The following is a 20,099-nucleotide window of genomic DNA, read 5'->3' as shown; positions in this document are numbered from 1 at the left end:
CCTCGGCAACGACGTGGCCGACCCGACACGCATCGCCCGCGCCGACAGCGCGACCGACCCGCCCTCCGTGCGCGAGTGGCTGAAGCCGCTCGAGAGCGCCGGCCAGCGCCGTAGCACGAGCGCGAAGCGCGTCGGCGGCAAGGCGGCCTCGCTCGGTCGCCTGCTGCGCGACGGCTTCCCGGTGCCGCGCGGCTGGGTGCTCGACGCGCGGTGCTTCACGGAGCTCGTCGACCGGCAGCTGCCGCGGGGGCACGACCTCGTCACCCTGATCCGGCTCTCGGGCACGAAGGTGGGCGTCGACAGGGCGGCGCGGGCGCGCGACCGCATCCTGAGCGAGCCGCTGCCCGAGACGCTCTCGGCCGCGCTGGGGGCGCTCTGGCAGGCCATCGCGCCGGAGGCGCCGTGGGGCCTCGCGGTGCGGTCCAGCGCCACGTGCGAGGACAGCGACGAGACGTCGATGGCGGGGCTCGCGACGTCGGTGCTCGGCGTGCGCGGCGACGCCGAGCTCGACGCCGCGATCCGGCAGGTCTGGGCGAGCGCCTTCTTGCCGCGCGCGCTCGCCTACCTCGCGCACGCCGGCGTCCGCGACGCCGCGATGGCGGTCGTGCTGCAGGTGATGGTGCGCGCCGAGGCCGCGGGCGTGCTCTTCACCGCGCCCCCGCCCGGGCTCGAGGGCGAGCACTGGCGCGCCGGCGAGCGGCTCGTGAACGCCACGCTCGGGCTCGGCGCGCCGGTCGTCGACGGGGCCGTGGCGGCCGACACCCTCCGGGTCGCGCGCGACGGCGGCAGGGTCGTCGCGTCGGCGGTGGCGCAGAAGCGGCGCGCGCTCGTCGTGGGGGCGACGGGGCTCGAGGAGGTCCCGGTGCCCGCGGCGCGCGCCGAGCAGCCCGCGCTCGGCGAGGCCGCGCTGCGGCAGCTCGTCGAGCTCGCCGAGCGGCTCGAGCAGGGCGGCAAGGGCCCGTTCGACGTGGAGTTCGCGGTCGAGGGGGAGGACCCCGGCCGCCCGCCCGCGGACGGCTCGCCTTTGCCGGCGGAGGGCTCTTCCTCGCCGGAGGCGCCCTCGGCGGAGGGCTCTTCCTCGCCGGAGGCGCCCTCGCCGGAGGCGGGGCGGGTGTGGCTGCTCCAGGTGCGCCCGGTGAGCGGCGGCGGCTTCCCCGAGGGGGGCGGCGCCGACACGATCTGGTCGCGCGCGAACGTGGGCGAGGCGCTCCCCGGGGCGGCGACGCCGCTCACCTGGTCGGTGGCGCGCGCGTTCTCCGACCGGGGCTTCCGCGAGGCGTTCGCCGCGCTCGGCTGCCGCGTGCCGCGCGGCGCGCGCCTCGTCGCCAACGTGTACGGGCGCTTCTACCTCAACCTGACCGCCTTCATGCAGATCGCGGCGCAGGTCCCGGGGCTCTCGCCGCGGGCGCTGCTCGGCATGAGCGGCGGGGCGAGCGAGCAGCTCATCGCGCGGCTCGCCCAGCAGAGCGCGGGCGTCTCGCGGCGCCGCTTCTATGCGCGGCTGCCGCTCACCGGGCCGCGGCTCCTCCTCCGGCACGCGCGGCTCGAGCGCGAGGTCTCGGCCTACGAGGGCGAGGCGCTCTGGGCGCAGCGCGCCCTCTCCGAGCTCGACATGACGCTCCTGCCGGACGACGCCATCGGCACCACGCTGCGCAGCGTCTTCCTGCTGCTCGAGCGGACCGGCACGCTGATGCTGCACTGCGCGTCGGCGTCGCTCGCGAGCCACCTCGCGCTGTGCAGGGCGCTGGAGCGGGTCGCGGGCCGCCGCGCCTCCGCGCGCTCGGCCTCCGGCGAGGCGCCCTTCGACGATCCGGCCGGGCGCGCCGAGACCAACGTCGAGCACCTGGCGCAGGTGCTCGCGGGCGGCGTGCGCGAGCTCGACAGCGCGGGGCCGGGCATCGAGCTCGCCCGGGTGGCGGAGCTCGTCGTGCTGGATCGGGCGTCGCGCGAGCGGCTGCTCGCCGGCGAGGTGAGGGGGCCGCGCGATCTGCCCGAGGGGCCGGCGCGCGACGCGCTCGCGCGGTTCCTCGACGCGCACGGCGACCGCGCCGTGCGCGAGGCGGAGCTCGCGACGCCCCGCTGGCGGGAGGACCCGGCGCCGGTCATCGCGATGCTCACCGCGTCGCTGCGCGGGGCGCCCGGCGATCCGGAGCGCGCGCTGGCGCGTGCCCGCGCGCTCGCCGACCGCGAGATGGCGATGCTCGAGACGCGCATCTCGCGGGTGGAGCTCGCGCTGCTGCGCGCGCTGGTCGGCCGCGCGCAGCGCTACGTGCGCCTGCGGGAGCGCATGCGCACGTGGGTGACCCGCGTGCTCGGCATGCTGCGGAAGGTCGCGCTCGACATCGACCGGCGGCTCCGGCGCATCGAGCCCTCGCTGCTCCCCGGGAGCGTCTTCTTCTGCACCTACGAGGAGCTCGTGACCGCGCTCTCCAGCGGCCGGGCCGACGTGGGCCACGTCGTGCGGCTGCGCCGCGCCGAGCACCTGCGCGACGCCGCCCGCCCCGATCCTCCGGCCACGTTCATCGGCCGGCCGCCGCCGGTCGTGCTGCCGCCTGCGTCGGGGGTCCGTCTCCTCGGGCTGCCGGCGAGCCCTGGCGTCGTCGAGGGCCGGGCGCGCGTGCTCGAGCCGGGGGCGCCCGCGCTCGACGCGGTGGAGCCGGGCGAGGTGCTGGTCGCGCGTACGACCGACGTCGGCCTCTCGCCGCTGTTCCTCGTGGCAGCCGCGGTCGTGACCGAGCTCGGCGGCCCCATGTCGCACGCCTCGATCGTGGCGCGCGAGTACGGCATCCCTGCGGTGGTGAACGTGCCCGGCGTGACGCTGGTGATCAAGACGGGCGACCGGCTGCGGGTCGACGGCGATCGCGGCGTGGTCGAGCGCCTGGACGAGCGCGCCGCGCCGCCGTCGACGAACGGCGCTGCCGGGGGCGCGCTGGGCGACGGCGCGCCGCTGCTCGTTGCGCGGCCCGGATGACCGCGGCGCGCTTCCGGGTCGGCCCGTCCGACGGCCCCACGGTGGCGGACGTCCTCGAGCGCATGGGCGGCGCCTCCCGGGGTTTCGCGGGCGCGGCGGCGGAGGGGCGCGCCTTTTTGAACGCGCGGCGCGCGCGGCCTGATGACGCGGTGGTCCCCGGCGACGAGCTCGCCGTGTGGCCGGCGCGGCGCGACGCGCCGGGGGCGCCGCCGGTGGAGGTGCTGGCGCGCTGGGGGGAGATCCTTGTCGTGTCGAAGCCGGCGGCGTTGCCGACGGCGCCGGAGCGCCGGGGCACGCGGTCCTTGATCACGGAGGTCGCCGAGCTGCTCGGCCTGCGCGCGCCGCCGCACGCGGCCTCGCGGCTCGACGTCGGCGTGAGCGGCGCGGTGCTGTGCGCGACGGGCCCGCGGGGCCAGCGGCACCTCGCGGCGATGCGCGAGGCGGGGCGCATCGCGCGGGTGTACGTCGGCGTGGCCGGGGGTCGAGTCGAGGGGGCGGGCACGTGGGACGCGCCCATCGGCGCGGCGCGGTCGCGTGGCGGGCGCAGCCTGCCTGCGGTGGGCGGCGCCGGCGCGAAGCCCGCGGCGACGCGTTACCGCGCGGTCGCCTCGGCCGGCGGCGGTGCGGCGGCGGCCACGCTGCTCCGCCTGGATCCCGTGACGGGCCGCATGCACCAGCTCCGGGTGCATGCGGCGCATGCGGGGGCGCCGCTCCTGGGCGACCGCGACCATGGCGGCGCGCGATCTTTGACCACGGCGCGGGGCCGTGTGCTCCCCCTCTCGCGCATTGCGCTGCACGCCTTGCGCGTCACGGTGCCGGACGAGGCCGGCGAGGAGCGCACGGCGCTTTCGCCGGTCCCCGACGAGCTCCGGGATCTCTGGGGGGCGCTCGACGGCGACGGCTCCGCGTGGGAAGAGGTGCTGACTGCGACGCCCGAGGCGGCTTTGCCGCCGGGGGCTCCTTCCGGTGCCCGATGACCTCGCCTCGCCCTCTCGCCCGCGCCGCCCTGGCGCTCCTTGCCGGCCTTGCGCTTGCTGCTGCCGGCGTGATTGCCGTGGCCGAGCCCAAGGCGCCGCCGCCCCGCGCCGGGTATGCGCCGGACCCTGCCGTGCGGCCCAGCGCGAAGCAGTGGGTCTTCGAGGTGCAGTACGCGAAGGGCAGGAGCTCGGTCTCTCGTGTGCGCTCGGTGACGCTCGACCGGCCTGCGGCGACGGCGCGCGTGATGGGCCGGTTTGCGATCGAGCTTCACGTCGGTCAGGAGCTGCTCGATCGGGTCCGCTTCGACGTGCCGCTCACGGGCGATGCGCCCGAGCGTCCGACGAGCGTCCTGCTGCACCGGCCGACGTTCGACCAGGGGGTGACGGCGCGGCTCCGCGTGCAGATGGCGGACAACCCGCGCGCGAGCTGGGCCAAGCTGGTGGACCGGAAGACGGGGGTGGAGGAGCGTTTCCTCTGGCCGCCGGGGCCTGACGGCCGGCTTGTGTCGCTGAGCGCGCAGCATCCGGTGGCGGTCGACGGGGGGCTGCAGGCGGATGCGGGCGGGTTGCCTGCGGACGCGGGGGGCTCTGCGGACGCTGGCAGGTTGCCGGCGGACGCGGGGTGGCCGGATGGAGGGTGGCCGCCGGTGGATGCGGGTCCGCCGGATGGAGGGTGGCCGCCGGTGGATGCGGGGCGCCCGGATGGAGGCTGGCCGCCGGTGGATGCGGGGCGCCCGGATGGAGGCTGGCCGCCGGTGGATGCGGGGTTGCCGGACGCGGGCTGGCCGCCGGTGGACGCCGGGCGACCGCCGGATGCCGGGCAGCCGCCGGACCCGTTCAGGCCTCGGCGGAAGTAACTGGGGTCGCGGCATCGACGGCGCGCCGGCCGGTTCGCGCGGTCGGCGGCGTGTCGCGCCGGGGTGCCGCCGCGAGCCTCCCTCCTCCCGGGGCGGCGGGGACCGTCGCTGGCCTGTGCAGCAAGGTTTTCCCTCCGGGCCGCGGCTGCGGTAGCTTGGCGGGCATGCAGGACCGCTCGCTTGCTGTCATCGCGTCGCTTGCTCTCGCTGTCGTCGTCTCTGCGGCGCCGGTCGCCGCCCAGCAGTCGCCTGAGGCGCCGGAGGCTGCGCCTGGCGCTTCCTCGCCGCCGCGCAAGGATCCGAGCGGGCGCGGCGGTGTCAGCCCGTACGCGGAGCAGATCCTGAAGGGTCAGGCCTCGTTCGTGGCGCGCGACATCCCCGGCGCGATCACAGGGTTCCAGGAGGCGATCAAGCTGGACCCCTCGAAGATGCTCGGCTTTTACCGCCTCGGCGAGGCGATGCTCGAGTCGGGCAATGCGGCGGAGGCCGAGGCGGCCTGGACGACGGCGCTCGGCAAGAAGGGTCCGGACGAGCTTCAGGCCAAGGTGCTCTTCTGCCTCGCGGATCTTCGCGAGCGTCAGAAGAGCTGGCAGGCCGCGAGGGAGGCGTGGGGGGCTTACGGCGCGTTCCTGACCAGCAATCCCAAGGCGGCCGGCTATCCGGCGACGGCGACCGAGCGGCAGAAGCAGATCGACCGGCGGGTGAAGGACGAGAAGGACTACGTCGCGGTCAAGGAGCGCATCGTCCAGCGCGAGGCCGAGCGCCAGAAAGAGGCGGAAGAGAACGCCAAGAAGGACACGCGGAACCGGTAGCGCGCCCTCGGCTGCGCGCGGCGGGCGCCGCGCGTCGCGCGCGCGTTGGTTGGAGTGCGCCTCCGCCGGGGCAGGCGCGGCGCGCGCGAGCCTGCCGAGCTCGTGGCTCGCTGGCCCGTTCGCGCGACAGATCACGACGTCGCTTCGAGCGCTCGGCGGACCGTGGCCGCGCCTGCTCATGCCGTTCGCGCTGCTCGCCGCGCTCTACAGCCCGCTTCGCCGCGGCCTTGACGAGGTCGCCTGGCAAATCACCGCGCGCGGCGACATCGAGCGCGCGATCCAGAGTCTGCCGAACCGGGTGGTTCAGGCGCGCGTCGCTCAGGGCCCCGCGAGCGCTTTGACGGTAGTGCCGTCGTGGCACCCATTGCAGCTTCCGGAGTCGACCGCCGCCGCTTTGACCAGCATGGCGCCACCGCGCGAGATCGTCGCCTCGAGCGGGGGGATGAGCGCCTCGGTGGTCCAGAAGTTGCCGCTGCTGGTTGGGGAGAGCTCGACGCGATTACCCAGCGAGTCCTGAATGATGACGACAGCGCCCGCGCCGCCGGCGATCGTGCCTGCGGCGCCAAAGTGCGGGGCAGGATCGAAGTCTCCCACCAGGGGCGGGGCGTGACAGGAGAGACAATCCGCTCCCGGACGCATGTCGGGGCCGGTCTCTCGCTGGGGCCGGATCCAGCCGAGCGCTCGCGCATTCGCACCGGGGCTCCTGTGACAGGTGTTGCAGTTCGCGGAAGGCGCGTCGACGGGCATGTGGATGGTCGCGGCCTGCGAGTCGATCGAGGCACGCAATGGGGCAGAAACCGGCTCATCGGTGTAGAAATTCCCCGCGTCGTCGGTGACGAGCTCGAGCGATCTCCCGCTCGCGTCGACAACCGCAATGGTAACGCCGCTGACGCCCTCCGAGCGTGCGGAGACCGAGGTCCGGGTGACGGTGCCCGCCACGGACAGCGTCGGCTCGGCAGAGCCACCTATGGAATGGCAGGAGAGGCAGGGATCGCCCGGCCGATGGGACGCAGAGCCGGGGATCGAGGCGACCTCGCCGCATCCGAAGAGACAGAGCGCCAGCGACCAGAGCGCCTTCACGCGGGCCCCGCAAAGCCGTGAAGAATGCCGCTGTCGAGCCAGGTTCGTACGCATCGAAAGGCCGCGGCGACGGGGGCCGGGGTTGCCGCGAATGCCTCGCAGACGAACGAGAACGCCGCACCTTCGCGCGCTCGACGCAGCGCTTCGGCTTCCTCCTCGGGCAGGGCGCGGAGACGGCATTGCAAGCCAGCGCGCCAGACGAGGATATCGACGACGTCGCGCGCTTCATTGCATGCCATGTGTGGTCCTTCGCCTTTGGACCACGCTGCGCGGGCCGCGCTGCCGAGCGAGACCACGTCGAAGGCCTGACCGAGGACGAGCACGGAATCGGGTAGCGGGACCTTCCTCGGCTCCGCTTTGTGCACGCCGTCGGCGGCCAGGAACACCCACAAACAGGCCCACTCGAGCGCGGCGAGCTCCGACGCGACAGGCTCGCCGGAGGACAATAGGAGCGACGGAAAGTCCGCGCCGACCTGCTCGAGCGCGGCGCTCGTCGAGCGGTGTGCCTGCACGTAAGACGACGCGTGCCGGGCGAAGCCCGCCGCGCCGAGATGGCTGCGGGCGACGGGGAAGAGCTCCTCGAGGGCGGCGATCTGACGCGTCACGAACATCCGCCGGTGGTTCTCCATCCCGTCGCGCGGGCTGATGGCCCCGGCGCTTCGAAAGGCCGCGACTTCGGCGGCGCCGATCGTGCCCGAGAGCACCGCCCGAGCGAACACGGTGACGTCGTCGGGAGCTGCGCTCACGATGCCCTCGCGATCGAGCGGGCCTGCGCGACCTCGGCGAGGAGGACGTCGAGGGGAGGAACTTCGGCGTCCCGCTCGACGATGGTCGTGACCGGCCCGAAGCGGCGGACCGCGCGCTCGTAGAGGCGCCAGACCTCGTCGGCGACGGGCGAGCCGTGGTCATCGAGCAAGCCCGCGCCGAGCTCGCTGTGACCGGCCAAGTGGATCTGCACGACGCGCTTCTCCGGCAGTCCTTCGATCAGATCCTCCGGGTGTCCGCCGAGGTTCACGGAGGAGACGTAGGCATTGTTGAGGTCGAGAAGCATGAGGCAATCGGTCCGCGAGAAGAGCTCGAGCCACACGTCGAGCTCCGCCATTTCGTTGGACGCGAATTCGACATAGGCCGAGATGTTCTCCAGCGCGATGCGTCGCCCGAGAGCGTCTTGGATCCGGCAGATACGCGCCGCGACACGCTCGAGCGTCTCGACCGTGCGCGGCACGGGCCACAGATCGTGGCCGTGCCGGCCACCGAGGCGAGAGAAACAGAGATGATCGGAGACGAGATCGGCCTCGATTTCATCCGCCAGATCCCTGATCCCGAGCACGTGGCCCATGTCGATCGGATCGAACCCGGCCACGTCCATCCCGACGGCGTGCACGAGGACCGACGCGTCGCGCCTCACTCGATCGAGCGCGGCTCGCGGCCGGCCGCCCCGGCCCACGAAGTTCTCCGCGATGATCTCCACGCAATCGACCTCGATGCCTCCAGCCAGGGCGTCTCCGAAGTGCTTCGGCCGAAGGCCGAGGCCGAACCCCGGCCGGCGGCCAGGATCGAGGTGGCGGCTCGCGTCGGTCCGGGGCGGCTCGCGCGAATCGGAGGGATCGAGGTGGTGAAGAGACACCTCACGACTCCTCGATGACGGAGCCTCCCTTCTCTGCGCATTCCTCCTCGATCACCTCGAGATACCCTTGCCCCTTGCACTCGTTGAGGCCGGCGCAGTCGTTGGTCGCGCCCTTGCAATCGCTCTGGCCCTTGCACTCGTTGATACCCTCGCACTTCACGAGCGCCTGCTCGGCTTCGCCGGTGTCCTCACCGCAGGCCGCCGTTCCCAAGAGCGCAACGACCCCTGCCGCGATCGCCGCTCCTCGCATCGGAATGTTCATGGTTTTTCTCCAGGTTTGGTTAAGGTTGCGTGGTTTCTCGGAGCGCATCTCATGGTGAGATGCGCCCCAGGTACGACGCCTCCGCAGATCGGTATCGCTCAGCGGACGCTCAGCCAGCGCTTTCCGGCGATGCGTCCCGCGACCGCGACGATCAGAACGGGCGCGACGTGCGAGACGAGGAGGTGGTCGACCTCCGCGTGACCGCAGCGAAAGGCGATCGTGGCCGCCGACCAGAGCCCCGCGAGGACGCCGATGAGGAGACCAGTTCGTGCGGGCTCAATCGGGTCGGAGCCGGTGCGCGCGCGCGCCACGGCGAGCGCGAGGGCGACGCCGAGACCGAGCGTCATCGCGGAGCACGCCCCGTGAACGGCGGGCGGACGCGACGCGAACGGGTCCGAGAGCCACAACGCGGACGCGACGACGCCAAGCGCCGCCGCGACCGCTGCGACCCAAGCGCACCGAACGGCCCCCGAAACGGGACGGTGACCTGCCAGCGCGAGGGTCGTCGCGGCGGCCGACACGAGGGCGAGCCAACCGGCTCCAAGCCACCAGGCGACGTCATGCGAATGCGGTCCACGGCCCGTGAGCGCGACCGCCGCGAGAAGCGCACCCGAGCCGCCGAGGACAAAGAGCGTCCTTCTTTCGAGCGCGGGCCGCGACGGGCTGGGCTCGGCCTCGACGGAAGAGAGGACGCGCGCGCGCAAAGCCGCGTCTCGTGTGGAGGGGCTCATCGTCCTCCCTCCGGCTTGTCCTCGCGAAGCGCAACCCGAAGCTGATCGTAGGCTCGTTGCGCCCGGAGCTTGACCGCCGCGAGCGAGACCCCGAGCGTCGCGGCAGCTTCGGCTCCCGTGAGGCCGTCCTCACGGATCAGAAGAAACGCCTCGCGCTGAAGCGGAGGCAGCGAAGCCAGCGTAGCGTCCATGGTCTCGCCGAGTTGGCGCGCCATCAGGATCGCCTCCGCGTCCGCCTCCAGACCGGGCTTGGGTACCAGCCAAGACAAGGGCCGTCGCCGCTCCAATTTTCGTGCATCGAGAAACAGCCGGCGCGCGATCGAGAAGGCCCACGGCTCGACGTCGGATCCTCGACGGAAGCTCGCCCGCGCGCGATGCATGCGCAAAAAGGTCTGCTGCAGCAGGTCTTCGGCCGCGGTGGGGTCGCGTTCCAGGCGCGAAAGGTAGCGAAGCAAGCGCCCCGCCAGCGCGTCATAGACCACGGGGAACACGGCGGCGTCCCCGTCGGCGTAGCGGTCCATGGCAGCGCTGGCCGCCGACCGTTCCGGCCGCTCGTCAACGTCCATGCCGTCGGCGAAGGCGGCAAGGGCCGGGTTGGAGAGAAAGGCCGAGAGGAGCACCGCGGACCAGTACGACGAGCCCGCGCGCGAGTATCGGCCTCCTCGTCGGAGGTGCTGAACGCCGCGTCGCAGAAACCATCCCGCTCGGTACGACGACGGCGGCCGCTGGTTTCGAAGAAACTCGCGGGCCGGGCAGCCGCCGGATCCGTTCAGGCCCCGGCGCAAGTAGCTCGCCGCGGCGACCCCGTTGTGCGGGTGGCGGCTCTCCGTTGCGTGCGCGAGGGCCTCGATGGGGTGCTTGAGGGGTCCCAGCGCGCGCGCGAAGGTCTCCGTCGCCGGCACGGAGGCCTCCGGGCGCGCGACGGAAGCCCTGATTGGTGTGCTGGGCTACTCCAGATCGGTCTCGTCGGTCTCGTCGAGCGGCTCGCCCGGCTTGGACGACGCGGCGGCGGGCTTCCGCTGGGGCGCCTTGCGGTTCGCGAGGCCGACGCGGATGAGGTAGCCCCGCTTCTTGACGACCGCGCGCGCCGTGGTCGACCCCTCGTCGAACCCGCCGCGCAGCTTGGAGAGCGCCTCGCGCCGGCGCACGGTCTCCGGGAGCTCGGTTTGCTCGGGAAGAGGGGATGTCGGGCCGAGCGCCACGTCGACAAGGCCTCTGAGGCGCTTGCGCTCGTCCTTGTCGAGGCCGCGGGTCGCGACGAAAGCGACTGCCTTCTTGTCGCTCTGCTTCAAGAGAAAGGGGCTCGATGGAGACATGGAACGCGTCGAGCTCATCATGGAGCAGGGGGCGGAGTTCGATCAGAAGAAGTAGTTGGTCAAAGATGGCTACCTCTTCGATTTGAACGAGGGTAAGACGGTTGCCCTCGATGGTTTTGACAAAATCATCATGGTGATCAGGTTATGAGCGAGTCAGGGCCTCACTTCTTCGCCTGGTGCGACGAGGCAGAACGGCTCGACGCCTTCGCGGTACTCTCGGCGCTCGTCCCCCCGGGAGAGCTCATCGGCTTGATGATGAGCGCGAGCATATCGTGCGATACGCACTCGATCGACGAGGTTCTCTCCATGGTCCGCGCCCACTTCGGAGGATTGAATAGCGCCCACGTGCTGTCCGGCGTGAGTCTGAACGACTCCGAGCGCGATATCTGCTGTGGCATTGCCCGTTTCACGTGCGCCGCCTCCCGAGCGGCGGCGTGGTGCTGGCAACCCACCCGTGCCGCACGCTCTGGCCGCTCGGGTCCGACGCGCTCTTCGTGCTCGGCCTGATGTCCTGACGCAGGTCGCGCCTTGAGCCGCGAGCGAGTCGTCCTCCGACATCAGCTCTTCGCCACCCCCGCGCGCGCCCGGCGCTCTCGCTACCCCCGGCGCCGGCCGTCGCCCTCGATGGGTTGGGCCCCCGCCTCGGTCCACCGGTAGAACCCCTCTCCCGTCTTCTTCCCGAGCTTCCCCGCCCGCACCATCTGCCGCAGGATCACCGGCGGCCGGAACTGCTCGCCCACCTCGCGGTGCAGGTGCTCCAGGATCGCGAGCCGCACGTCCAGCCCCACGAGGTCCGTCAGCTTCAGCGGCCCCATCGGGTGCCGGTACCCGAGCTCCATCGCGCGATCGATGTCGACCGCCGACGCCACCCCGGACTCGAGCATCCGCATCGCCTCCGCGCCGAGCGCCACGCCCAGCCGGCTCGTCGCGAAGCCGGGCGTGTCGCTCACCACGATCGGCGTCTTGGCCAGGCGCCTCGCCACCGACAGCGCCGCCGTCACCGTCGCCTCGTCGGTCTCCAGCCCCCGCACCACCTCGAGCAGCTCCATCACCGGCGGCGGGTTGAAGAAGTGCAGGCCGACCGTGCGCGCGCCCGCCCCGAGCCGGCGGCCGAGCTCCGTGATGCTCAGGCTCGACGTGTTCGAGCCGAGCAGCGCCCCCTCCGGCGCCGCCGCCTTCGCCCGGCCGAGCACCTCCACCTTGAGGTCCATCCGCTCGGGCACCGCCTCGATCACGAGATCGGCGTCCGCCGCCGCGCGCGCGAGATCCGGCGACGCGACCAGCATCCCGATCATCTCGCTGCGCGCCTCGTTGAGCATCTTGCCCTTCTGCACGAGGCGATCGGTCGCGCGCTTGATGTCCTCGATCGCCGCGCCGATGCGCGCGGCGTCCACGTCGTGGAGGCGCGTCACGTAGCCGGCGATCGCCGTGACCTGCGCGATCCCCTGGCCCATCGTGCCCGCGCCGAGCACGAGCACCGTGCGCATCCGCGCGGCGGCGGTGTCCACCACCGGCTCGCTCACTTCGGCGGAGCCGGCGGCGGCGCCTTCGCGGCGTCCTTCTGCCGCGCATCCATGCGCTTGCGCACGGCGTCCACCTCCTGGGGCGTCAGCTTGCGCAGGTTCGCCGGCCCCGGCGCGGCGGGGGCCGCGGCGCCGCCTTCCCTCGCGCGCTCGGCCGCCGCGCGCATCGTCTCCGCGGCCGGCCCCGACGCGGGCCCGGTCGGCGCGACCGGGCGCGCTCCCGCGGGGCGCGCGTCGGCTCCAGGAGCCGGGCGCGCATCGGCCCCGGGCGCCGGGTGCGCGCCCGCCGCGGTCGCCGGGCGCGCGTTGGCCCCGGGCGCCGGGCGCGCGCCCATCGTGGCCGCCGGGCGGGCATCCGCCGGCGCCGGGCGCGCGTCAGCCGGCGCCGGGCGCGCGCCGGCCGGTGCGGCCTGATCCGCGGCGCTGCCGTCGCTGCTCATCACGAGGAACGTGACGCCCGCCACCGCGAAGAGCGCGAGCCCCAGCGCGGGGAGCCAGCTCGGGGTGGGCGGCTCGTCGGCCGGCAGCGCGCGGGCGGGCTCCCCGTCGAAGCCGTGGTGGTCGCTCACGTCGTGCGCCGCGGCCGCGTGAGCCTCTTGATGGGCCGTGCTCATGCGCCGACAGTTGCCGCACTTCGCAAGCGGCGTCGAGGGGCTTCCACGCGCCGCTGGCCAGAGCCGTCGGGCGCGCTCAGCCCGCGAACCTCCGGTGGCTGTCGAGCGCCGCGCGCTGGTCCTCGAGATCGTCGCCGTAAACGGCCTCGAGCACCTCGGCCGCGAGGCGGTGCTGCCGCTCCGCCGCCGCCTTCGGCTGCATCCCGTACGCCGCGTCGCGGATCAGCACCGTGCAGAACTCGAAGCGGTGCTCCCCCATCCGCGACCAGATCCGCTGCGCCTCGCCGAAGCGCAGGTGATCCACGAGCGCCGAGGCGTCGGGGATCATCCGGGCGAGCACGCGCGTGTCGAACTCGCGCCCCAGCACCGCGGCGGAGATGACCGTCTGCCGCGTCCGCGGCTCCAGCCGCTCGAGCCGGGCGACGAGCAGGCTGTTCACCGTCCGCGGCGGCATGAACCGGCTCGATCGCGCGGCCTCGTGGGTCGACCCGTAGCGGCCGTCCTCCAGCCAGTACGCGAGGATCTCCTGCGCGAAGAACGGGTTGCCGCCCGCGGTCTGGCCGAGCAGCGACTCGAGCATCGTGGGGATCGGGCCGCCGAAGAACGGCTCCGCGAGCGCGAGCAGCCGCTCCTGCGGCAGCGGCGCGAGCTCGATGACCTGCGACGGGATGCCGGCGTCGAGCGGGATGCGGACGTCCCCCCCCTCGCTCGCGGGCCGCGCCGAGCAGATCACCGCGAGCGGCAGATCCCGGCAGGCGGCCGTGATCGCGCGCACCGCCTCGAGCGAGGTCGGATCCGCCCACTGCGCGTCGTCGAGGTGCACCACCACCGGCTGCAGCGAGCTCTCGGCGACGAGCAGCGCGGAGAGCGCCGCGAGGGCCTCGTCGCGCCGCCCGGCCTCGGCCTCCGGCGTCGCCGGCTCCTCGCTCCGCAGCCTGAGCAGCCGCGCGAGCGCCTCGCGCGACCTGTCGATCCCCTGCCGCACCTCGGTCCAGCCCTCGGGCAGCCGCTCCAGGAGGAGCTGGAGCGCGAGGTCGAGCCCCGCCTGCTTCGCGCGCTGGCCGATCTCCGACGAGATGCCGAGGTACTCCTTGAGCGCGAACTCGAACGCGTAGAGCGGGGCCTTCAGCGTCTGGTCGCAGCGGGCCTCGATCCACAGGAGCGGGCGCATGTCCATGAGCTGCGAGCGCTGGTGGCGGTAGCTGTGCACGAGGTAGCTCTTGCCGATGCCGGCCTCGCCGAGGATGTACACGACCCCGGCGGAGCGCCCGGCGAAGGTGGGCTCGAGCGCGCGCGTGAGCCGATCGAGCTCGGCCTCGCGGCCGATCGGGCCGAGATCGTAGAACTCCTCCTGCACGGCGATGCGCCGCCGCTCGAGCGAGTAGACGAGGATCGGCAGGTCGAACCCGTCGAACCGGAAGATGTTCTCGGTCGACCACTGGTGGCTCGCCTCGCCCGCGAGGAACGCGCGCTCGTCCGCCCAGATCGACGACGGCGCGCCCTTGCGCGCGATCTGCGCGGCGAGGTGGACGGCGCGGCCGAGGCAGGCGAACTCGCGGCGGCCCCCGGCGCCGAAGAAGCCGACCAGGCAGCGCGCGCGGGTGATGCCCACCGCGAGGCGGGGCACGCCGAGGCCGTTGCTCTTCAGCTCGAGCGCGAAGTCGAGGGCGCGATCGTGATCGCTCTCGTGCGCGACGGGCACGCCGAAGTAGAACAGCGCGCCGAAGCCGCGCTCCGTCACCTTCATGCCGGCGAACGTGGCGCCGTACATCGCCGCGATCTCGTGCAGCTGTTGAATGAGCTCCGTCGGGCTCGCCACCCGATCGAGCGAGAGCGAGACCGTCGTCACCTCGCGGATCTCGCCCTGCGGGGCGAGATCTCCCGCGCCCGGCGGCAGGAACGCCTCGGCGTCCGCGTCGGTCGGGGGCAGCGAGTCCGTCAGCGAGGGGGGCTCGGTCAGGAGATCCGCCTCGTCGAGCTCCGCCACGCTCTCTCGGGGCGAGGGGAGCCGCTCGCGGAAGCTGCGATCGAGGTGGAGCTCGCTGTCGTCCACCCCGCGATCGGTCGCCTGGCAGGCCTCGACCGCGGGGCCGTAGATCAGGAAGTAAGCGCGATCCTGGGCGATCCGCACGATCGTCCAGTGGACCGAGCCCCACGCGAGCCCGATCCTGAACGGCATCTGCGCGCCGCCGGCGCCGAGCGCGCGCCGCGCGGCGAGCTCCAGGAGGTTGCGCCGCATCGCGAGGGCCGCGCTGCGCGCGTGCCGGGTGACGTTCCGCCCCGCCCGATCGGGGAAGAGCGCGGTGAACCCGCCGCCGGGCGAGAACGCCGCGACGAACCCGCCCGACTGGTGCACGGCCTCGAAGAGCGGATCGAAGAGCGCGCGCAGCGCGTCCGGATCGATCGCCTGACGCGCGATCATCTGCTCGGCGAGCTCCACGACGGCCGGGAGCGATACATGCAGGACGGCCGCGTCAACGGCTCCCGCGTATTGCCCTTCGGCGTCGTGTTCGAGGATGAAGTCCGGGACGAGCGGATTCATGTCGAAACTGTATCGGGGATCTCCTCGCGACACGAGCGCGGCGGGGATCCTTTCGATCCCCGGGCGAGCGCGCCCGGGCGTGCGCCGAAAAGGCTGTTCAGGCGATGCGTCGGGAGGGGTGTTCAGACAAGGGGGCAGCGCGTGGGCGGGGGCCACTCCCGTCAGAACGGCGGGCCCGTCAGGTCGTCGACCGGCACCAGGCGGGAGGTGAAGAAGACGCGCACCGTGCCGAGCTCGACGCGCGCGCCCTCGAGCGTGAAGGGCACCTTGCGGGTCTCTCCCGCGAGGCGAAGGGTCAGCTCGCCGCGCACGGCGCCCGGCGCGTCGGCCGGGGACGGCGAGGCGCCGTCCCCGGCCGACGCGCGCGCGATCTCGACGATGTAGCTCCCCTTGGGGAGGCTCCGCAGCGCGAGCGACTCCGAGCGCGTGCTCGTCGCGTCGCGCGAGCGTACACCCAGAGGCCCGAGGGTGGAGCCCATCCAGGAGAGGCGCCGCCCCTGCGCGTCGATGAGCGCGAGGTCGAGATCGGCGCCGCCGGTCCACTCGGCGCTGAGCCGCACGTCGCCGGGCAGGTCCGCGGACGGCGGCGCGTCCGGCCGCGCGAGCCGGCTGTCGACCATCGCCCGGACGTCCGAGGTCAGGTCGAGGCGGAGCTGGCCCGCGAGCTCGCTCATGCCGCCCTCGCCCGCGCACCGGACCGCGGCGGCGACGAGCTTCGCGTCGGCGGGCGCGAGGTCGGCGAGCGAAACCCGGTGCTGGCACGCGTACGCGGGCCGGCCCGCCGCGTCCCAGAGCTCGGCGAGGCGCGTCTGGATCGCCCGGTCGCCGGGGCGCACGTCGGCGAGGCCCCCGAGGATGCGCACCGCGCGATCGCGATCGCCCTGGCGGGCCGCGAGGTCGGCGCGGGCGATGAGCGCGTCGGGGTCGAGCGCGTCGCGCCCGCTCCAGCGCGCGGTCAGCTCCTGGGCCTCGCCGAGCCGGCCGGTCGTGGCGTAGAGCGCGTAGAGGCCCGCTGTCCTGTCGCGGCTGTCCGGGGCCGCGGCGAGCGTCGCCTCGGCCTCCGCCGTCTTCGCGGCGCTCCCGGGCGCGAGCGTGTTCGTCGCGTCGAAGCTCACCTTGCGATCGAACACCCGGCGCATCGGGACCATCCGCCGCGGCCGCGGGCGCGACCATTCCTCGACGTCGTCGCGCGAGGCCTTCCGGGCGCGGTCGTCAGGCTGGGGCTCCGCCGCCGGCGGCGCCGTGGGGGCGGCGGTCGTCGGCGCCGGCGCCGGCGGGTTGCCGTCGAACGGGGCCGAGAGGGGGTCGAACGGGTTCGCGGGCATGTCGGGAAGGGGGCTGGGGGGCCGCGACGGTGGGGCGGCGCCAGCCGACCTGCGAGCCGGCGCTGGGTTCGCCTGCGCCCAGCCGCGGCCGCCGCCGCCGAGGCCGCTGCCCGACAGGCCGAGGTCCCCCGCAGGCCCGGCCCCTTTCCTCTCCTCCGCAGCGCTCTCGTCCGCCGCGTCGTCGGGCGGCTCCCCCTCGGCGCTCGCGCTCACGCCCTGGGCCTGCTCCTCGCCCGTGAAGGCGGAGGCGATGCCGTCCCGCTCGAGGCCGAACGCCTTGAACATCGCCTCGCTCTCCAGGACGAGCAGCGACGTGAACCGGCTCGCCACGGAGAAGCGCCGCGACAGCTCGATGATCGCGGGCTTCTGCGCGTCGCCGCCGGTCTCCTCGAGCTCCGCGATCTTCGCCGCGGCGTAGAGGCGCGGGACGAAGGCGTTGCCCGCGCTCGTGCCGGCGACGATGCTCACGGGGTAGGTCTGCTCGAAGCGCTCGCCCGAGACGCGGCCCCGGAGGCGGATCGCGCCGGTGACGTCGGCGCCGGAGCTCATCCGGGCCACGACGAACGCCTCGCCGCCGGCGCGGATCGGGTCGAGCCGCGCCGGCGTGACCTGGGTGAGGCCGGGCGGCAGCTCGAGCTCCGGATCGCGCAGCGCGAGGCCGTAGGCGGCGCCGAGGACCGACTGCGCCGCGCTCGCGACCTTCTGGCCGGGCACGTAGGGGACCATCACCCCGCCGCCGCCCCGCGCGAGCGCCCTGAGCGACGTCGTGTCCGCGTCGCTCCCGAGCGCGACCGCGATCACGGCGGCGCCGTCCGCGGGGACGGCGCCGCGCACCGCGGCCTCGATGTGGAGGGGGCGCGTCGGGCCGACCGAGGGCGTGCCGTCGCCGAGGTAGAGGATCCGGAGCTCCTTGCCGTCGAGCGGGCCGGCGGCGGCGCGCGCGGCGATCATCGCCGCGGCGAGATCGCTGCCGCCGTCGGGCTCGATGCCGCCGAGGAAGCGCTCGACCTCGCCCGCCGACGCGGCGCCGGGGGCCATGGGCCGCGCGGCGCCGCCCTGGCCGCCCTCGCCGAGGGAGCGGCAGAGCGTGTCGCACGCGATGACGACGACCTCGTCGCGCCGGTCCATCTCGCGGACGATCGACGAGGCGAGCCGCGTCGCGCGGGCGAAGCGCTCGCCGACCATGGACCGGCTCGAGTCGACGACGATCGCGTGGCGCCGCGAGGTCGACTCCTCCCAGCGGGGGAGCCGGGGGCGGATCGCGATCGCGACGTAGGGCGACGTATCGCTGGCGATGGCCCGCACCGCGGCGAGCGACGCCTCGTGCTCCGCGCCGTCGCCCTTCGTCGCGCCGGCGTTCTTCGGCGCGCCCGCGGCGCGGAGCGCGGGCGGCTGCGGCGCCGCGGCGGGAGGCGTCCGGTAGGCCCACGCGGTGACCGGCCGATCGCGATCGGGGAGCGCGTACTCGACCGTGAGATCGCCGGCCGGCGTGAACCCCTGGGCGTGCAGCGTGCGCCGGTCGGCCGCGCCCTCCGCGGGCGCGGCGGCGAGCTCGTAGCCGCGCGTCTCGACGCCGAACGCCCGGTCGTGGCCGAGCACCTGGAGGTCGAGCGAGAAGTCGCCGATGTTCGTCGTGCCGCTCTGGTCGTGCGCGAGCGGGTAGGTGAAGCGCCGGACGCCGCCCGACTGCTCGACGAGCTGCGTGTAGGTGAGCACGACGCGGCGCGAGCCGCGCTTCGGGATGGGGAAGATGCGGAGCTCGAACCGGCCGCCGCGCTGCCACTCGAGCAGCGCGGGGTCGCGCCACGGGCCCGGGACCCAGATGATCTCCTCGCGCGGCTTGGGCGCCTTGGGGGCGGCGTTCTGGATGACGCCGCGCCAGATCGCGGCCCCGCGGTCGCGGTCGACGAACGCGCCCTCGATGAGCTTGCCGTCCACCTCGAGCGCGAGCCGCTCGATCTGGGCGCCCGGCGGGAGCGGGAAGCGGAAGATGCCCTCGAGCTCCTCGTCGGTGTCGTTGGCGAAGGTCTCGTCGATCTCGGTCCGGGCGACGACGTCGACGATCCGCACCTTGACCGCGTGCTTCGCGAGCCGCACGGCCCGCTCTTTTTCCTGCGTCGCGCCCGGCTTGCGCGCCCTGAGCTCGCCGAGGCCGCGGAGCGCCGGGGCGTCGGCCTCCTCGGCGGAGCGGTCGCTCCACGAGAGCGTGTCGGCGATCGACGTCGCGATCGCGACCTCCGGCGCGGCGCCCTTCGCGAGCGTCGCCTCCTCGCCGGCGCGCACCTCGACGGGCTCGCCCTGCTCGCCGGTGACGCGCACGGCGCCGCGCGCGACCTCGACCGAGGCGCGCTCGGCGCTCGCGGTGACCGCGAGCTTCGTCCCGAGCACCTCGATCTCGCCGTGCGGCACCTCGATGCGCGCGGGCGGCGCTCCGGGGGCCGGGACGACGTCGAGGACGACGGCGCCGGCTTCGACCCGCGCGCGGCGGGCGTCGCCGGCGACCCACACGCGCGAGCCGCGGTCGATGGCGAGCGCGGAGCCGTCCGCGAGCGCGAGGTGCGCGCGCGTCCGCGTGTCGGTGCGCAGGATCGCGCCCTCCGGGAGCGCCGCGCCCGCGGCGAGCGGCGCGCAGGCGCCCGCGGCGTCGCACGCCTCGAGGCCGCCCGACTTGTCGGCCGACGCGCGCGAGACCGAGGCGACCTTGCCCGACCACGGCGCGCCCGCGGTCACGGCGACGGCCGGCGTCTCCTTGCCGCCGCGCAGCAGGACGACCCCGGCCGTCATCGCCGCCGCGGCGGCCAGGGCGGCGGCGGCGATGGCCGAGCGCCGCCCGAAGACGGCGCCTCGCGCGCGGCGCGGCGCCGGCGCGGCCCGCTCCGGGCTGGAGGGGCGCGCTCCGCCGGCGGGCGAGCTGCCCGTGCGCGCGTCGGTCATGTCGGCGGTGCGCGCGTCGGTCACGTCGGCGGCGCGCGCGTCGGTCATGACGGCGGTGCGCGCGTCGGGCGGGGCATCGCCGGTGCGCGCATCGATCGGGGCATCGCCGGTGCGCGCCTCCCCGGCGTCTGGATCGGCCGCGGAGTCGCCGGTGCGCGCGTCGGTCATGTCGCCGGTGCGCGCGTCTGCCAGCGCCTCCCCCGCGCGCAGCTCGCCCGTGCGCGCCTCACCGGTGCGCGCCTCGGGCACCGCCTTGAGGACGGCGCCGCTCGACGCGCCCTCCGAGGGCCGCGCCGCCTCGATCCGCCGGAGCAGCGCCTCGGCGAAGTCGCTCGCCGGCCGGAAGTCCGCGCCCGCCGCGGCCGCGAGCTCCGCGGCTCGCGTCGCGTCGTGGCGCAGGTCGCGGCACGCGTCGCAGCCGGCGATGTGTTCGTACAGCGCCGGTCGCGCCGTCCCGTCGAGCACCTCCGCGAGCTGCTCCTCGACCTCGCCGCACAGCCCAGCCGAATCCGTTCCTGTCGCGCTCAT

General features: G+C 74.4%; 16 protein-coding genes. 4 read left to right on the top strand and 12 right to left on the bottom strand.

The features are described 5' to 3' along the window. Nucleotides 1-13 precede the first annotated feature (13 nt). The 4 genes from WMF36_RS41000 (at nucleotide 14) to WMF36_RS40985 (ending at nucleotide 5,617) form a co-directional block, all read left to right on the top strand. Nucleotides 14-2,971 (top strand): PEP/pyruvate-binding domain-containing protein, encoded by a 2,958-nt coding sequence (locus tag WMF36_RS41000; RefSeq protein WP_437576276.1) that lies wholly within the window; start codon nucleotides 14-16, stop codon nucleotides 2,969-2,971. Beyond that, the gene (locus WMF36_RS40995) at nucleotides 2,968-3,948 is read left to right on the top strand and encodes a pseudouridine synthase (protein ID WP_437576275.1); all 981 of its coding nucleotides are present in this window, start codon (nucleotides 2,968-2,970) and stop codon (nucleotides 3,946-3,948) included. The genes WMF36_RS41000 and WMF36_RS40995 overlap by 4 nt, the downstream gene beginning before the upstream one ends. Before the next feature lie 77 nt (nucleotides 3,949-4,025). Next, nucleotides 4,026-4,805, top strand: a complete 780-nt coding sequence (locus WMF36_RS40990) for a hypothetical protein (protein WP_437576274.1) — start codon at nucleotides 4,026-4,028, stop codon at nucleotides 4,803-4,805. A gap of 164 nt (nucleotides 4,806-4,969) precedes the next feature. Next, nucleotides 4,970-5,617: a hypothetical protein gene (locus tag WMF36_RS40985; RefSeq protein WP_437576273.1), complete on the top strand. Its 648-nt coding sequence runs from the start codon at nucleotides 4,970-4,972 to the stop codon at nucleotides 5,615-5,617. Between the two features lie 318 nt (nucleotides 5,618-5,935). On the opposite strand, the gene WMF36_RS40980 is transcribed toward WMF36_RS40985, so the two are convergent. From WMF36_RS40980 to WMF36_RS40925, 12 genes are all read right to left on the bottom strand, one after another. Next, nucleotides 5,936-6,697 carry a hypothetical protein gene (locus tag WMF36_RS40980; protein WP_437576272.1) on the bottom strand — a complete coding sequence of 254 codons (762 nt, stop codon included), beginning with the start codon at nucleotides 6,695-6,697 and terminating at the stop codon, nucleotides 5,936-5,938. Further along, nucleotides 6,694-7,401, bottom strand: a complete 708-nt coding sequence (locus WMF36_RS40975; RefSeq protein ID WP_437576271.1) for an HvfC/BufC family peptide modification chaperone — start codon at nucleotides 7,399-7,401, stop codon at nucleotides 6,694-6,696. The genes WMF36_RS40980 and WMF36_RS40975 overlap by 4 nt, the downstream gene beginning before the upstream one ends. A 38-nt stretch (nucleotides 7,402-7,439) precedes the next feature. Then, entirely contained in the window at nucleotides 7,440-8,324 is an 885-nt protein-coding gene (locus WMF36_RS40970) for a DUF692 domain-containing protein (protein ID WP_437576270.1), read from the bottom strand. A 1-nt stretch (nucleotide 8,325) separates the two neighbouring features. Continuing rightward, nucleotides 8,326-8,586, bottom strand: coding sequence for a BufA2 family periplasmic bufferin-type metallophore (gene bufA2, locus WMF36_RS40965; protein ID WP_437576269.1), 261 nt, complete (start codon nucleotides 8,584-8,586; stop codon nucleotides 8,326-8,328). Nucleotides 8,587-8,684: 98 nt separating this feature from the next. Continuing rightward, nucleotides 8,685-9,290 carry an NrsF family protein gene (locus tag WMF36_RS40960; RefSeq protein ID WP_437576268.1) on the bottom strand — a complete coding sequence of 202 codons (606 nt, stop codon included), beginning with the start codon at nucleotides 9,288-9,290 and terminating at the stop codon, nucleotides 8,685-8,687. A 23-nt stretch (nucleotides 9,291-9,313) separates the two neighbouring features. Further along, on the bottom strand, nucleotides 9,314-10,219 hold the full coding sequence (locus tag WMF36_RS40955; protein ID WP_437576267.1) for an RNA polymerase sigma factor: 906 nt from the start codon (nucleotides 10,217-10,219) through the stop codon (nucleotides 9,314-9,316). Nucleotides 10,220-10,264: 45 nt separating this feature from the next. Then, the gene (locus WMF36_RS40950) at nucleotides 10,265-10,609 is read right to left on the bottom strand and encodes a hypothetical protein (protein ID WP_437576266.1); all 345 of its coding nucleotides are present in this window, start codon (nucleotides 10,607-10,609) and stop codon (nucleotides 10,265-10,267) included. Nucleotides 10,610-10,794: 185 nt separating this feature from the next. Further along, complete coding sequence (locus WMF36_RS40945; RefSeq protein ID WP_437576265.1) at nucleotides 10,795-10,941, bottom strand: hypothetical protein; 147 nt, start codon at nucleotides 10,939-10,941, stop codon at nucleotides 10,795-10,797. 288 nt (nucleotides 10,942-11,229) lie between these two features. After that, nucleotides 11,230-12,156, bottom strand: a complete 927-nt coding sequence (locus tag WMF36_RS40940; RefSeq protein WP_437576264.1) for a 3-hydroxyacyl-CoA dehydrogenase family protein — start codon at nucleotides 12,154-12,156, stop codon at nucleotides 11,230-11,232. Then, nucleotides 12,153-12,770 (bottom strand): hypothetical protein, encoded by a 618-nt coding sequence (locus tag WMF36_RS40935; RefSeq protein WP_437576263.1) that lies wholly within the window; start codon nucleotides 12,768-12,770, stop codon nucleotides 12,153-12,155. The genes WMF36_RS40940 and WMF36_RS40935 overlap by 4 nt, the downstream gene beginning before the upstream one ends. A gap of 76 nt (nucleotides 12,771-12,846) precedes the next feature. After that, nucleotides 12,847-15,312 carry an AAA family ATPase gene (locus WMF36_RS40930; protein ID WP_437576262.1) on the bottom strand — a complete coding sequence of 822 codons (2,466 nt, stop codon included), beginning with the start codon at nucleotides 15,310-15,312 and terminating at the stop codon, nucleotides 12,847-12,849. A gap of 161 nt (nucleotides 15,313-15,473) precedes the next feature. Further along, nucleotides 15,474-20,099 (bottom strand): VIT domain-containing protein, encoded by a 4,626-nt coding sequence (locus tag WMF36_RS40925; protein WP_437576261.1) that lies wholly within the window; start codon nucleotides 20,097-20,099, stop codon nucleotides 15,474-15,476.

The organism is Sorangium sp. So ce887 (assembly GCF_051521455.1).
Taxonomy (GTDB): domain Bacteria; phylum Myxococcota_A; class Polyangia; order Polyangiales; family Polyangiaceae; genus Sorangium.
This window is presented reverse-complemented; position numbering and strand designations above follow the sequence as displayed.

Coding starts and splice junctions, on each gene's coding strand:
- WMF36_RS40995 (WP_437576275.1), top strand. CDS start 2,968: ATGACCGCGGCGCGCTTCCGGGTCGGCCCGTCCGACGGCCCCACGGTG.
- WMF36_RS40985 (WP_437576273.1), top strand. CDS start 4,970: ATGCAGGACCGCTCGCTTGCTGTCATCGCGTCGCTTGCTCTCGCTGTC.
- bufA2 (WP_437576269.1), bottom strand. CDS start 8,586: ATGAACATTCCGATGCGAGGAGCGGCGATCGCGGCAGGGGTCGTTGCG.
- WMF36_RS40945 (WP_437576265.1), bottom strand. CDS start 10,941: ATGGAGAGAACCTCGTCGATCGAGTGCGTATCGCACGATATGCTCGCG.
- WMF36_RS40935 (WP_437576263.1), bottom strand. CDS start 12,770: ATGAGCACGGCCCATCAAGAGGCTCACGCGGCCGCGGCGCACGACGTG.
- WMF36_RS40930 (WP_437576262.1), bottom strand. CDS start 15,312: ATGAATCCGCTCGTCCCGGACTTCATCCTCGAACACGACGCCGAAGGG.
- WMF36_RS40925 (WP_437576261.1), bottom strand. CDS start 20,099: ATGAGCGCGACAGGAACGGATTCGGCTGGGCTGTGCGGCGAGGTCGAG.